12 protein-coding genes and 1 pseudogene are annotated in these 14,439 nt (G+C 63.4%); 5 read left to right on the top strand and 8 right to left on the bottom strand.

What is annotated here, in order from left to right:
- Positions 1–111: 111 nt before the first annotated feature.
- Together PSH87_RS00750 and PSH87_RS00745 are read right to left on the bottom strand one after the other, a co-directional pair.
- Complete coding sequence (locus tag PSH87_RS00750) at positions 112–357, bottom strand: DUF2789 domain-containing protein (protein ID WP_305432092.1); 246 nt, start codon at positions 355–357, stop codon at positions 112–114.
- 34 nt (positions 358–391) lie between these two features.
- Complete coding sequence (locus PSH87_RS00745; protein ID WP_305432091.1) at positions 392–1,996, bottom strand: glycosyltransferase family 39 protein; 1,605 nt, start codon at positions 1,994–1,996, stop codon at positions 392–394.
- A 164-nt stretch (positions 1,997–2,160) separates the two neighbouring features.
- Between PSH87_RS00745 and PSH87_RS00740 the strand changes: the two genes are divergently transcribed.
- From PSH87_RS00740 to PSH87_RS00720, 5 genes and pseudogenes are all read left to right on the top strand, one after another.
- Positions 2,161–4,326 (top strand): outer membrane assembly lipoprotein YfiO, encoded by a 2,166-nt coding sequence (locus PSH87_RS00740; RefSeq protein WP_305432090.1) that lies wholly within the window; start codon positions 2,161–2,163, stop codon positions 4,324–4,326.
- A pseudogene (locus PSH87_RS00735) lies at positions 4,323–5,028 on the top strand (DUF3142 domain-containing protein). Before PSH87_RS00740 ends, PSH87_RS00735 begins: the two are co-directional and overlap by 4 nt.
- A gap of 70 nt (positions 5,029–5,098) precedes the next feature.
- The gene (locus PSH87_RS00730) at positions 5,099–5,818 is read left to right on the top strand and encodes a hypothetical protein (RefSeq protein ID WP_305432089.1); all 720 of its coding nucleotides are present in this window, start codon (positions 5,099–5,101) and stop codon (positions 5,816–5,818) included.
- Between the two features lie 14 nt (positions 5,819–5,832).
- Positions 5,833–6,519 carry a hypothetical protein gene (locus tag PSH87_RS00725; protein WP_305434230.1) on the top strand — a complete coding sequence of 229 codons (687 nt, stop codon included), beginning with the start codon at positions 5,833–5,835 and terminating at the stop codon, positions 6,517–6,519.
- On the top strand, positions 6,516–7,187 hold the full coding sequence (locus tag PSH87_RS00720; protein WP_305432088.1) for a PP2C family serine/threonine-protein phosphatase: 672 nt from the start codon (positions 6,516–6,518) through the stop codon (positions 7,185–7,187). The genes PSH87_RS00725 and PSH87_RS00720 overlap by 4 nt, the downstream gene beginning before the upstream one ends.
- Here the strand turns inward: PSH87_RS00720 and PSH87_RS00715 are convergent.
- The 6 genes from PSH87_RS00715 to PSH87_RS00690 form a co-directional block, all read right to left on the bottom strand.
- The gene (locus PSH87_RS00715; protein ID WP_305432086.1) at positions 7,168–7,752 is read right to left on the bottom strand and encodes a hypothetical protein; all 585 of its coding nucleotides are present in this window, start codon (positions 7,750–7,752) and stop codon (positions 7,168–7,170) included. The genes PSH87_RS00720 and PSH87_RS00715 overlap by 20 nt on opposite strands.
- Before the next feature lie 100 nt (positions 7,753–7,852).
- Positions 7,853–10,303 carry a TonB-dependent siderophore receptor gene (locus PSH87_RS00710; RefSeq protein WP_305432085.1) on the bottom strand — a complete coding sequence of 817 codons (2,451 nt, stop codon included), beginning with the start codon at positions 10,301–10,303 and terminating at the stop codon, positions 7,853–7,855.
- A gap of 95 nt (positions 10,304–10,398) precedes the next feature.
- Positions 10,399–11,355 (bottom strand): FecR domain-containing protein, encoded by a 957-nt coding sequence (locus tag PSH87_RS00705; protein WP_305432083.1) that lies wholly within the window; start codon positions 11,353–11,355, stop codon positions 10,399–10,401.
- Positions 11,352–11,861, bottom strand: coding sequence for a sigma-70 family RNA polymerase sigma factor (locus tag PSH87_RS00700; RefSeq protein WP_017739456.1), 510 nt, complete (start codon positions 11,859–11,861; stop codon positions 11,352–11,354). The genes PSH87_RS00705 and PSH87_RS00700 overlap by 4 nt, the downstream gene beginning before the upstream one ends.
- A 74-nt stretch (positions 11,862–11,935) precedes the next feature.
- On the bottom strand, positions 11,936–13,381 hold the full coding sequence (locus PSH87_RS00695; RefSeq protein ID WP_305432081.1) for an efflux transporter outer membrane subunit: 1,446 nt from the start codon (positions 13,379–13,381) through the stop codon (positions 11,936–11,938).
- Complete coding sequence (locus PSH87_RS00690) at positions 13,378–14,436, bottom strand: HlyD family secretion protein (RefSeq protein WP_305432080.1); 1,059 nt, start codon at positions 14,434–14,436, stop codon at positions 13,378–13,380. The genes PSH87_RS00695 and PSH87_RS00690 overlap by 4 nt, the downstream gene beginning before the upstream one ends.
- Positions 14,437–14,439 lie beyond the last annotated feature (3 nt).

Genomic DNA, 14,439 nt, shown 5'->3' with positions numbered 1-14,439 from the left:
TGGCTGTCAGGGTTGTGGCTCGGGCTGACCGGCAGAAAAATTGCATCGCACTCAGATTTTTTTACCGCTCACCATTTTTTTTTACATAAGCGCATTTTGTCGGATATTTTTTTACACCCCACGCCCCTTACGCAACAACACATCCAACTCATCCACCACCTCCGCCCAATCCGCATCTTCCAGAATGCCCTCACGCAAAAACTGTCGCTGACTGTCGCTCCAGAAGAACGCATCCGCCAGTTTCAAATCGGCTTTGAGCGGCGAGTGGACCGCCACAAACTGGTCAATGCTGACCGGGTCATCCGGCAGGCCAAGTTGCTTGAACAATGCAGGCAGGTCGTGCACAGGCGGTTCCATGGTGAGTTCCTGATCAATGAAAGTCAGACCGAGTCTAGCGGCAACCCTCGGGTTGCGCTGACGCGACGTTGCACAACACAAACAAACGCGCCCGCGCGCCGCCGCCGTCCTGGCGACTGAGTTCGCGCCAGCCCTCTGGCAAGGGCGCAAAGTCGTCCGGCGCTTCGTTGCTGCTGATCAGCCACACGCGGCGAGTCTCGGCGGGCAAGGCCGACAGGCGATCAAGGTAGATGCGCCCGCCATCCTGGTCCACCAGCGTGCCGAAGCCATAGGCGTTGGGCCGGGTGGGTGTGCCGTCGGGTTTAGGCGGGGTGTAGAGCTGCAATTGGGCGTCGGTCTGGTCGTAATACACGTAGCTCAGGTACCACATCATGTCGCTGAGGACGATGCGGTCGTCTTCCTGGTAATTGCGATTGACGAATTCCACGGGCACGTTGAACTGGTCGTGTTCGTCGACGGTGAAGTTGTTCTTCAGCCCCATCAGTTCCACCCCGACAAACAGCACGAACAGCGCCGCCCCCAGCCAGGCCAGGCGCGACGGCAGGCGGTCGATGGCCAGGGCCACGAGGATCGGCAAGCCCAAGGCATACACCGTGAGGTAGCGCTCGATAAACACCGGGGAAACAAACGACACGCCGTACACCAGCAGCAGCGGCAGCAGCAAAAACAGCGCCAGCAGACTGGCCGGCCGATAGCGCTCGCGGTCGCGCCAGACGGTCACGCCGACGATGCCCGCCAACAGCAACGGGAAGACCCAGAACAGCGGCGCCCAGAAGCCAATACCCTCATCCTGCAGCACAAACTGCCAGATCATCGACGGCAGGGACAGCAGGCTGACCGGTTCTTCCCAACCAATGTCGCCGCCCACCTTGAGTTGCTCGACGTGTTGCACCAGGTCCAGCAGGTTGGGCAGCCAGGGCAGGTACAACAACACGATCACGCCGTTGGTCAGCCACCAGGCCGGACGCGCCAGCAGGCGTTCGCCGCTCGGCTGGGTACGCCACAGCACGCCCAGATAGGCCCAATGCACCAACACACACAGCGCGGTGAAGTAATGGGTATAGAAACCGGCGCTCATCAACAGCCCATACACCGCCAGGTAACGCGTGCGCTCGGGCTGTCGCACCCAGTACACCAGCGCCAGCGTGGCGCCCAGCAGCCACACGCCAAGCAGCGAGTACATGCGCACTTCCTGGCTGTAGCGCACCGCCGTCGGCAGCAGCGCCAGCAACAGCCCGGCCAGCACCGCAGCACGCCGGGTGGACAGTTGCCGCGTCAGCCAGATGCCCAGGCCCACGGCGAGCACGCCGGGGATCGCACTCATGCTGCGAATGGAGCCGATGCTGTCGCCGAACAGCTCGATCCAGCCGCGCAGGATCAAGAAATACAGGGGCGGATGCACATCGTGGGCCGCGTGAAACCACAGGTCGCCCACCGCGTATTCGCTGAGCAGCAGGCTGGAACCTTCGTCACCCCAGATCGCTGCCGCCGTCAGTTGATAAAACCGCACGGCCATGGCCAACGCCAGGATCGGCACCCACCACAGGCGGCTGATCCAGCCGGCGCCCTCCCACGTGAGGCGGTTGCAGGCGGGCAACGCCGCGACCTTTTCGTTTTGCTCTACCACAGACCGACGCACCTCGATTCCCCTGCCACTGCGCAAACACCGCCACTCTAGGACAAAAGCCCGCAGCTCGCTGCTGGTATCGGACAAATCGGTGATTTGCGTAGGCCTTCACCGAAGCTTTTGTGAGATCAGGCTATGATTGCCTCCCTCCAAGGACTCAGGATCAAGGACACGTCATGCGCATCGGTTTTCTGTCACCTCTGGCACTGGCTCTGTTGGCCAGCGCTTCCCTGCCGGCACTGGCCAGCTCCGACGACTCGTGCTACCCCGACTGGCGGGTCGCGCGTGACAGCCTCGACACGTGCAACAACCTGCCCTTCCTGAGCCCGGGCAACGACAGCCGCGTCAACCTGCGCCTGCTGCTCGCCGACAAGAACACCGTGGCGCTGACGCCCAACGCCTTGAACGAAGACGACCTGGCCCAGGGTTTCGGCCCGGTGCCCTTTGCGGTGTACCGCCTGACCCCGACCGGCAGCGGCGAGACCCAACCCGACTCCGACGACTCGCCCACGTCCGAACTCGACACCCTGCTGCAACCCCTGGGCATCAAGCGCGAGGACGACAAAACCGCCGGCTCCGCCTTCCTCAACGGCGAAGGCAGCCGCTGCCGCAGCAACGACGATGACAGCGCCACCGCATTTGTCCGCCAAGTGACCAAGGCCGACATGCCGGCGGCCGAGCGCCAGCTCCTGGTTCAATCACGCCTGCAACTGCTGACCACCTGCACCTGGGACGGCCCGGTCATCGCCGACCCGCAGCAGATCCAGTCCAGCGACGGCCAACTGTTTCGCACCTACCTGCAAGCCGCCGCCGACTTCTACAGCGGCCGTTTTGCCGAGGCCGAGCGTGGTTTCTCGGCGCTCGCCAGTGCCAACTCGCCCTGGCTGAAGGAGACCGCGCTGTACATGACCGCCCGCACCGCGCTGAACCAGGCCCAAGCCAACACCTACGATGAATACGGTGTGCCCAACCTTGAGCGTGTGGATAAGTCTGCGCTGGCCGCTGCCGAGCAGGGTTTTGGCAACTACGTGAAGACTTATCCACAAGGCGCCTACACCGCTTCTGCCCGTGGCCTGCTGCGTCGTGTGTATTGGCTGGCGGACGACAACGTCAAGCTCGCCGACGCCTACGCCTGGGGCCTGACCCAAGCCACCGAGGCGCAGCGCAATGTGTCGCTGGATGAACTGGTGGAAGAAGCCGACGTGAAGCTGCTGTCGGTGACCGGCGGGCCGATCGACACGCCGATGATTCAACTGGTCAGCGACCTGATGCGGATGCGCGCCCACAACCCACCGACGCTGAGCCGGGAAGACCTCGCCCAACGCAAAGCCGTATTCGCCCAGGACCCGGCGTTGTACGACTACCTGCTCGCGGCGTATGCGCTGTATGTCGAGCATCAACCCGACAGCGCCTTGCAGCACTTGCCCAAGGACGTGCCGTCGCGCCTGGATTATTTCGCCTTCAGCCAACAGACCCTGCGGGCACTAGCGCTGGAAGACAAAAAGGACTGGAAAGCCGCCGAGGCCCTCTGGCTGCAACTGCTGCCATTGGCCAAACAGCCGCTGCAACGCGACCAGTTGGAGCTGGCCCTGGCCCTGCACTACGAGCGCAGCGGCCAGTTGGCCAAGGTGTTTGCCGCCGACTCGCCGATCAGCGCCAAGCAGGTGCGCTACATCTTGCTGCGCAACGTCGCCGGACCTGACTTGCTGCGTCAACAACTCGCCCAGGCCAGCGACCCGCTGGAGCGCGAGACCGCGCAATTCGTGCTGCTCTACAAAAACCTGCTGCGCGGCCAGTTCGCCAGCTTCGCCGAAGACCTCAAGCAACTGCCGACGCCAGCCCCCGAGGACAAGCTCGGCACCAGCCTGGGCTACGTCTATAGCGCCAGCCAGACCTTGCGCTTGTTCCAGTGGAACGGCGAAAAAGCCGAATCCGGCTACGCCTGCCCAAGCATCGCGCAAACCGCCGCGACCCTGCAGGCCGACGCCAAAAACCCACAAGGCTTGAACTGCCTCGGTGAGTTCATCCTGCGCAACAACCTCGACGGCATGCCGCTGGAACAGGCCCGCGCCGCCGGCAGCCTGGGCAGCAGCGCGTCGGACTTCAAGGGCGAAACCTTCTCGCGCCTGGACGGCTACAAACAGGTGATCGGCGACGCCAAGGCGCCGAAGAACGACAAGGCCTACGCGCTGTTCCGGGCGATCAACTGCTACGCCCCGGCCGGCTACAACAGCTGCGGCGGCCAGGACGTGACGCCGGCGGTGCGCAAGGCCTGGTTCCGCCAGCTCAAGAGCGGTTTCGCCGACACCCAGTGGGGCAAATCGGCGCAGTACTACTGGTGAAGCACCTGTGGCTCGGCTTGCTGCTCCTGGCAAGCCCGGTGTTCGGCGCGGTGGATGCCCGCGACTACGACGCCTTCTGGCTGTGGAGCGGCGTCGCGCCCCAGCCAGTCCTCCAGCAGGCCAACACCCTGTACATCCTCCAGGGCCAGATCAACTCCACCCGCCGCGCGCCCCAACGCGGCGTGCAACTCATCGCCCAGGGCATCGGCGTGCCGCGCCTGAGCCACGGCGAGATCTGGGTGGTCTACCGCGCCCACACCCTGCACTGGCCCGAGCCGGTCTACGCCCAAGTGCTCGGCCAAGTGCAACGCTGGCGTGATGCCGGCAACCCCCGTGGTCGGCATCCAGATCGACTTCGATGCGCGCACCCAATACCTGCACGAATATGCCGACTTCCTGCGCGACCTGCGCCAACGCCTGCCGGCCGACCTGCGCCTGAGCATCACCGGCCTGATGGACTGGAGCAGCAACGCCGACCCGGCCACCATCGCCCAACTCAAGGGCGTGGTGGATGAGGTGGTGGTGCAGACCTATCAAGGGCGGCACAGCATTGCGGATTACGCGGCGTATTTGCCACGGCTGAACCGGATGGGGCTGCCGTTCAAGGTGGGATTGATTCAGGGTGGGGTGTGGGAGGAGCCGGGGTATTTGCAGGGGAGTGAGTGGTTTCGAGGGTATGTGGTGTTTTTGCAGAATCGTTGACAAGGGTGTCAACTCTGTGCAAGAAAGTGTCCACGGTCCATGGACAGTGGACACCAGGATTCTTTACAGCATGAAAAGTCAAGACATCGTAGTGCTCTTCAAATTGATCAGCCTGGACCTGTTGGCCAAAGGCGAGCGCGTGCAAAAACGCGACTTCACCGTAATACGCGACCTCGATGACGCCAGCCCTCTAATGCTAAGTGGCCGCTCGATTTCATTGGAGTCCGTTATCGAATATCGCGACATCTTCGAGAAGGTCCAGCTCTCCACTGCTCAGGAATGGGAAGGGTGGGACGATATCGAGGACGCAGAGACCACGCCGAACTTCGAAAGCTACTCTGTCCGCGCCCTTTCGGCGTCCCTCGCGTTGAGCAAAAGCGAAGTATCCAATTCGATGAATCGGTGCCGCGAAATCGGCCTCATCTACACCGACTTACTGAGCGGCAAACCCAACGTAAGAAGCGAGGCTCTGCTGGACTTCATAAAATACGCAATTCGATACGTATTCCCAGCCAAACCCGGCCCGATTGTGCGCGGCATCCCAACCGCTTTTGCCGCGCCGATAATGGCGGGCAAGGTCATGAGCGGCGGCGATTTCATCCCCGTCTGGCCCGACGCTTACGGAAAAAGCAAAGGCCAGGCAGTCACACCTCTATACAAAACCGTCCCTGGCGCAGTGAAAAAGGATGAGCTTCTCTATCATTTCCTGGCCCTCGTTGACGCCATCCGCATCGGCGGGCCGCGCGAAGCCAAAGTCGCCGACGCCATGCTGAGGGAGTGGATCTTGTGACATCCAACAGAAGCATGATGCTGCAAATGCTTGAGGCGGTTGCCGAGGCGCTGGGTGACGAGTTGCGCGAACAAGTGGCCTTTGTCGGCGGATGTACCACGGTTTTACTCATCACTGACGAATACACCCTGGAGTCGATTCGCGGCACCGATGATGTGGACCTGGTGATTCACCTGACAGGCACCCTTGATTGGTATCGGTTGGAAGAAAAGCTGAAACCCCGGGGTTTCAAAAATACCGGCCAGGACGCTGTCACCTGTCGCCTCCGACTGGGCGCTCTGAAGGTCGACTTCATGCCCACCGATGAACAGGTCCTGGGGTTTTCCAACACGTGGTTTGTCGGTGGACTGGAAAATGCCATCGACTACACGCTCCCCAATGGCACCGTGATCAAGGTATTTGCTGCACCGTGGTTTCTCGCCGCAAAACTTCAGGCCTATCTGGGCCGTGGGCATGGCGATGTGCTGATGTCCAACGACATCGAGGACATCATCGCGTTGCTGGACGGCCGCGAAGAACTGATTGAAGAAGTGAAACAGGCGCCTGTCGAACTAAGGCGCTACGTCAGCGCACAATTTACAGCCTTGCTGAGGCTGTCGGCATTCCAGGACGTCATCCAAAGCACCGCCCAGGACTCTGATCGTGAGGCGTTGATTCACCAGCGACTGCAAGCATTGATCGGATTCGGAGCATCCGCTTGATCTTGCACTTGAGCCTCAGCCAGCAGGGGACAGACCGCGCAGAAAATCGCGATGTCAGCGGTTCGGCACACAATGCGGGCGCTCATCTTTACGTGATCGCCGACGGCACCGCCAAACCGGGCAGCGCAGAATTGGCGCAAGCCCTGAGTGATCATCTGCTGGGTTGTTTTTCCAACGCGGCGCCTTTTATTGCAACGAGCCCTGACAGCGCCCTGGAACTGGTACTTGCTTCGCTCAAACAGGTGCAGTCAAACCTTTGCCCAGATTTCCCCTTTGCCTCGACGAGCTACCTGGTGCTACTGGTGCTCGGTCAGACAGCCATCACGATTCACGCAGGTGACTGTTGCCTGGGTTATCTGGACAACGATCAGCGCATGACCTGGCTGAACGCCCCCCACTGTGGACCCAACTGGCAAGGCGACTTGAGCCACACATTTATCGCCAGCAGCCCGGCCCGTAAACGACTGTTCAACTGCATGAGCTACCGACGGCCTCATGAACCAGCCGTCCAATTCATTCAGGTCACTCCAGACACGACGTGGATTTTGGCAACCGACGGGTTCTGGGCCGAACTCACAGTCGAGCACCAACTCCAGGCCATCGCTGTGCGATCACTTGAGGGCTGCTCAACCGAAGACGACGCCACCTTCATGCTATTGCAGACGTAGAAACCTCCCTCACCACCCACGCCAACATCACTCCCCATCCCAACAACCCGAAACCTATGCCAACCCAATCGCCCCCCGTCAAACCCGCATTCCCCCGCCCCTGCGGATCACGCTCCAAACAATTGATCGCACCTTGCAGCTGCAACGCCAACGCCAGTTGCAGCGCCACGATCACCGCACCCACCGCCAGCGCCACCAGCGGCGACAACAGCCACAGCAGCGTGAACGGCAGACACCCGCACAGAAAGATCACCACCGCCAAGCCGCGCGGCCACCAGCGAAAGGGTGACTCGCCTTGCTCCAATTCCCGGGCGACGCTGAGGATCAGCGTGCAGAAGTAGCACACCGAAAACAGCGTGCGCACCCACGGCCAGACGCGGGCACCGGTGGCTTGCCGATAGTGCGACCACTGGCGGTACAACCAATAAAAGAAATACCCGCCAAGGGTCAGCAACATCAGGCTGAGGAATTTACGCGGTGCGACGACGAAAAAAACGGGTTGGCGAACCGGCATCCAACTCAGCGCTGAACGCGGGGTGGCGTAGGGGTTTTCGGCGATGGACATGGGCAAGGTCTCGGGAGGTTAGCCGGCAAAAAGGCTAACGCTCACGAGACTTGCCTAGTTCACGTCCAGGTAAATCAGGACCACTCCTACGAGCAATTACCTACCAGTCGTAGGTCAGGCTCGACACCGCCGTACGCCCTTCGCCGTAGTAGCAATCCAGGTCACTGGTGCACTGCGACACGTAGGTTTTGTTGGTGAGGTTCTGCACGTTCAGCGCCAGTTTCACGCCCTTGAGTTTCAGCGGCGAGCGGCTCAGGTCGTAGCTCAGGCTGGCGTCGTAGACGCTGTACGACGGCACACTGAAGGCGCCTGCGTAGTAGTCGCCCAGGCTTTGCCGCGCGTAGCGCACGCCCAGGCCTGCGCCGAGGCCGGCCAGCGGGGTGTCGCCGACCACGGTGTAGTTGACCCACATCGACGCGGTGAGCGGCGAGATGCCGGCCGGGTGGCGACCTTGGCGGCCCTCTTCGTCCTTGGTGTACTTGATGTCGTTGCGCGCAGCCGAGGCGATGATGTCCCAGGCATCGCTGAGGACAGCCTTGGCTTCCAGCTCCACGCCGCGTGAGCGCATGGCGCCGCTCTGGGTGCTGTAGGTGTCGCCGGGTTTGGTGTTGATCACGTTTTCCTGGTCAAGCTGGTAGACCGACGCCTGCACGAAGCTCTTCTGGCCCGGCGGCTGGTACTTCACGCCGACTTCATATTGTTTGCCGGTAGAGGGGTCGAACGGCTTGTGATCGGCATTGGTCCCGGTCAGCGGCAGGAAGGATTCGGAGTAGCTGACAAACGGCGCCAGGCCGTTATCGAACAGGTACACCAGGCCCGCACGGCCGGTGAAGGCTTCGTCCTTGCTGGCGAAGCGGGTGCCCTGCATCGGCTCCTTGTTGACCACGCTGGCCCAGTCATAACGGCCGCCGAGCACCAGCGCCCATTTGTCCCATTTGATCTGGTCCTGCACGTACAGGCCGGTCTGGCTCAGGGTGCGGTCCCAGCGGTACGGCTGGCGATAGTCGATACGCTGGCCATAGACCGGTTTGAACAGGTCGATCACCGGCGCGGTGCGGTCGTACAGGCCGTGGAACAACGAGCCCGAGTGGTAGTAATCCAGGCCGAAAATCATCGTATGGGACAGCGCGCCGGTGTCGAATTCGGCCTGGGCGATGCTGTCCACGCCAAACACTTTGTTGTTCTGCGCCCAGTCCACCGCGTAGCGTTGCAGGTAGCGTTGGTCCTGCACGCCGGTGGCCGGGTTGGCGACGAAGGCGTAGCCGTGCAACGGCGCGGTGTAGCGGTCGTCGACCTCGGCGTAGCGCGCGTTTTGCTTGAGGGTCCAGGTGTCGTTGAGACGATGGGAAACCTCGTAGCCCAGCACGTACTGCTCGCGGTTGTACTGGTTGGAGTCTGGCTCGCCGATAAACAGGTCGCGCTTGATCTTGCCGTTGGGGTTGGCCCACAACGTGCCGGACGCCGGCAAGCCTTGGGCTTCGGGCACGCCTTTGTCTTTCTGGTACTGGGCGAACAAGGTCACGCTGGTGTCGTCGTTGGGCCGCCAGGTGAAGCTGGGGGCGATGAACTGGCGCTTGTTTTCGACGTAGTTGATCTCGTCCTGGCCGTCGTTGGCCAGGGCGGTCAGGCGATAGAGAAACTGCCCTTGCTCATCCAGCGGCCCACTGAGGTCGATGGCCGCGCTTTTGTGCTCGTAGGTGCCGGCTTCCAGCACCACCTGATGCAACGGGGTTTCGCTGGGGCGCTTGCTGACCATGTTGACGATGCCGCCCGGCTGGTTCTGCCCGTACAGCACCGAGGCCGGGCCTTTGAGCACTTCGATGCGCTCCAGCGAGTAGGGCTCGATCTGCAGCGCGCCGCCCGTGCTGCCGCCGCCGTAGGGCAGGTGCAAACCATCGAGGTACAGCGGCGTCGGCGAGAAGCCGCGCGAGGTCGGTTCATCGAACAATTTGACCCGATCCGCAAAGCCGCCCGCCGCCATGCCCGGCGTGTAGAGCAACGCCTGGGTCACGCTCTGCGCACCGCGCGCCTTGATCTCGGCGGCGGTGATCACGTTGATGGTCTGGGGGATTTCCACCAGCGCCGAGTCGGTCTTGCTCCCCGAGGCGCTGCGGGTGGCGACGATGCCATCCACCGGGCCCCAAGCGTTTTCCTGCGCTTGCTCGCCGCTGATCTGCGTCGCGCCCAATTGCAACGGGCCGCCACCGGCAATCGCCTGCAACGACCAACCGCCCTGGGACTGCATCGCCACCAAGCCACTGCCGGCCAGCAACCGCTCCAAGCCGGCAGCCACCGCGTAACGCCCTTGCAGACCGGCGCTGCGCTTGCCTTCGGTGAGCGAGGCGTCCACCGAGAGCAATATCCCCGAGGCGCTGGCGAAGCGGTTCAACGCCTGGTCAAGGTTGCCCGCCGGGATGTTGTAGGCGCGCTGTGTTTCGGCGCTTTCGGCGGCTTGCACCAGGCTCGGCGCCAGGGGCACCGCAGCGAGCAGGCCGACAAACACGCCACGGCGCAGGGCGCGGGCCAAGGGTTGGATCTGGTGGTGCGGCATTGCAGGACTCCCCGTGAGATCGCTTCTTGATTGGCTTTCAAGAGGTATCCCGAGCGGGCCGCAGAAACCGACAAGTGCTTTGCAAAAATTTTTTTTCAGACCCGTGCCTTGATCGTCACCCAGTAACGCGTGACCGCCTGCACCTGCACCTGCACCGGCAACGAGCGCTCCAGCGCGGCGAGGATGGCGTCCGTGTCGTCCAGCGGAAACACGCCGGTCAGCAACAGCCCGGCCACCGCCTGATCGCAGCGCAGCAACCCGGGACGATAGCGGCTCAGTTGCGCGACAAACTCACCCAGCGGCTGGCGCTCGGCGATCAGGCGGTGCTCGGTCCAACTGCTGCCGTTGGCATCCACCGCCGTCAGCGCCGAACTTTGCCGGGGGTTGAACCACAGGCTGTCACCGGCGTTCATCTGCACCGCCGCGCCGTGCAGCGGGGTCACGCGCAGGCGGCCTTCGTACAGGTCGACGCGGCTGCCGTCGGCCAGTTCGCGCACGGCAAAACGGGTGCCCAGCGCCTGCACATCACCGGCCGGGGTTTCGACGATCAACGGGCGTGATGGGTCGTGGCCGCTGGTCAGCAGGATTTCGCCGCGAATCAGGCGGATGCGCCGCTCGCTGGCGCTGAAGCGCAGGTCCACCGCGCTGTCGCTGTTGAGGTCCAGGCGCGTGCCGTCGCTGAGGGTGAGGTGGCGGATTTCGCCGGTGGCGGTGCGATGCTCGGCAAACGCCACTTGCCAGGGTTCGCTGCGCTGCACCAGGTAGCTGCTGCCACCGGCCAGCAACAGCAGGCCGAGCAGTTTGAGGGCGGCACGGCGCTGAGTGTCGGGGGTGTCGCGCAACACCGCGCGGGCACTGTCGGCGGGCACGCCGCCGAGGGTTTGTTGCAGGTGCTGCAAGCGTTGCCAGGCGCGGCGGTGTTCCGGGTCGGCGGCCTGCCACTGGGCAAACGCCTGGCGTTGCTCAACCTGCAGGTCGCCGCCCCATTGCAGCATCAGCCATTCGCTGGCTTGCTCGACCACGGCCGGGGCGATGGGTGCGTCGTGTCTCATTCGGCGTAGGCCACTTGGTAGCAGGCGACGATGGCGCGGGTCATGTACTTCTGCACCGAGCTGAGGCTGACGCCCAGGCGTTCGGCGATCTGCGCATAGCTCAGGCCTTCGAACTGCGACAGCAGGAAGGCACGGCGCACGTTGTCGGGCATGCGGTCGAGCATGGCGTCGATCTGCATCAGGGTTTCGAGGATCAGCGCGCGGGTTTCCAGGGACGGCGACTCGGGCTCGGGCAGGTGCGCGATGCTTTCCAGGTAGGCGCGCTCGATGCGCAGGCGCCGCCACTGGTCGATCACCAGGTTGCGGGCGATCTGCACCAGGTAGCTGCGGCTTTCCTTGTCTCCGGGAAAACGCCCCGATACCAGCAGGCGCAGGAACGTGTCCTGGGCCACGTCGGCGGCGTGCTCACGGTCGCCCAGGCGTTTGCGCAACCAGCCTTGCAGCCAACCGTGATGGTCGCGGTACAGGAGGTGAAGCTGTTGCTGGCCGTCAGTCGCGCTGTCCATGAAAAAGCTCAGATACACTATTGAGAGCAATTATCATTACAGTTTATTTCGCGACTGACAAAAACTCTTTGTACTTACCGCGCGGCGGTGTGCAGCGGATACACCGATTCCCAGCCGCCGCCCAACGCTTTGTACAAGCCAACCATGGCCAGGGACACGCCGGTGGAGCTTTCCACCCACTGCTCTTGCGTGGCCAGCAGCGCGCCTTGCACAGTGAGGACGTTGACGAAGTCCACCACGCCTTCGACGTACTGATGTTGCGCCGTGACCAGGGCGATCTGGTTCTGCCGCACCGCTTCGGCGAGGCTGTCGCGGCGCAGTTGGCTGGCGTTGTAGCGGGTCAGTTGGTCGTCGATCTCATGCCAGGCGCGCAGCACGGTTTGCTGGTACGCCAGCGCCGCTTCCTGTTGCTGGGCTTCGCGCAGGTTGAGCATGCCTTCGAGGCGCCCGCCATTGAACAGCGGCAGGCTGAACTGCGGGCCGAAGGCAAACGCGCGGGAACCCCACGAGCCGAAATCCGCCAATTGCATGGCCTGGGAACCCAGGCTGCCGGACAAGGTGATGCGCGGGTAGAAATCGCCCTTGGCCACGCCGATATTCGCGGTGGCCGCGTGCAAGCGCGCTTCGGCCTGACGGATATCCGGCCGCCGTTCCGCCAGCTCCGACGGCAGGCCAATCGCAACCTGACGCTGGGTTTGCGGCACGGCGGCGTCCTGGGACAGCTGCGCGTGCAGCGCTTGCGGCGGCTCGCCCATCAGCAGGCTCAGGGCGTTGATCAACTGGTCCTGGCGCTGCTGCAAATCCGGCAGGCGCGCTTCGATGGTGGCGACTTGGGCGGCGGCTTCGGCCACGTCCAGGTCGGTCGCCACGCCATCGGCCAAACGCAGTTGCGAGAGCTTGAGGCTGTGGCGCGCCACGTCGAGGTTTTGCTCGGTGACGGCGCGGGTGTTTTGTACGCCGCGCAGTTGGATGTAGTCCTTGGCGGTTTCAGCGAGCACCGCGAGCAGCACCGCGCGACGGTCGTTTTCGGCGACTTGCAAGGTGGCGTCGGCGGCTTCGGTTTCCCGTTGGACGCGGCCCCAGAAATCCAGCTCCCAGGACGCCGAGAAGCCCGCATCCCACTGACTGAACGCGGCGCGGCCGTTCTCGCCGGACGGGTCGCTCAAGCCTTTGCCGCTGTTGCGTTTGCGCTGGTAGGCGCCGCTGGCGTCGACGTTAGGATAACGCTCGGCGGTGGTCACCTGGCGCACCGCGCGGCTTTGTTGCAGGCGGCTGCTGGCGAGTTTCAGGTCAAGGTTGTCGGTGAGCGCGCGGCGGGTCAGGGCCGAGAGTTGCGCGTCGTGGAACACGTCCCACCAACGCTCTTGCAACGGATCGCTGACGGCGCGACTGGCGGCTTGGCGGCCTTGGGGTGCGCTCCATTGCGTCACTGCCGCACTTTGCGGTGTATGGAAATCCGGGCCGACGGTGCAGGCGCTCAGGCTGATAAGGCTCAAGGTGAGCCAGGCAACTCGTTTCATTGCTGGGCCACCTCACGCTGCTGCGCCACCGGTTGCGTATCGACGCTGGCTTCCACCGACATGCCGACGCGCAGGCGTTCGGTCAGCGCCTGGCCCGGCTCTAGCACGATCTTCACCGGAATGCGCTGCACCACCTTGGTGAAGTTGCCGGTGGCGTTGTCCGGCTTGACCGCCGCGAACGTCACCCCGGTCGCCGGCGCGAGGCTTTCCAGATGGCCGTTGAGCAGCTCGCCATCGAGGCTATCGACACGCACCTGCACGGCTTGGCCGGCGTGCATATGGGAGAGCTGGGTTTCCTGGAAATTGGCCACCACGTAGGCCTCGGCCAACGGCACTACGGCGAGGATCTTGCTGCCCGGCGTCACATAGGCGCCGACGCGCACCGCACGCTCGCCGACCATGCCATCCACCGGCGCGACGATGCGCGTGTACGACAGTTGATAGCTGGCCATTTCCAGCGCGGCCTGGGCCCTTTTGAGCCCGCCTTCGGCGGCGTCGCGCTGGGCGCTGAGGATTTCCACTTGCTTGCGTTCGGCCGCGAGCACCGCCGTGGCGTTGGCCAGGCGCGCCGTGGCCTGGTCGATACGGGTCTTGGCCTGCTGGGCGTTCTGCACGGTGCCCGCGCCGACACCGGCGAGGTGGTTGTAGCGGTTCAGTTCGTGTTCGGCAAAGGCCATTTCGGCGCGGTCGGCGGCGACGGTGGCCTGGGCCTGGGCGATCACCGAGCTTTGGCGCTCCAGGGTGGCGCTGGCGTTTTTCAGTTGGGCGCGGGCGACCAGGGTATCGGCGTCGGCGGCCTGGGCGGCGGCGCGAAAGTCGCGGTCGTCGATCAGCGCCAGCAGTTGCCCGGCCTTGACGCGCTGGTTGTCTTCCACCAGCACTTCCTTGATAAAGCCGGCCACACGCGGCGCCACCAGGGTGAAGTCGGCGGCGACGAAGGCGTCGTTGGTGGTCTGGCGCTTGCTGCCGAGCACGCCCGGTGCGACCAGGTACACCAGCACGCCGACGGCAAATATGGCGATAACGGTGACGGCAATTTTGTCTTTGCGTTTCATGAA

Origin of the sequence: Pseudomonas sp. FP453 (assembly GCF_030687495.1) — a bacterium.
Classification (GTDB): Bacteria; Pseudomonadota; Gammaproteobacteria; order Pseudomonadales; family Pseudomonadaceae; genus Aquipseudomonas.
The sequence above is the reverse complement of the archived record's forward strand: the minus strand, read 5'-3'. Positions and strand labels throughout refer to the sequence as shown.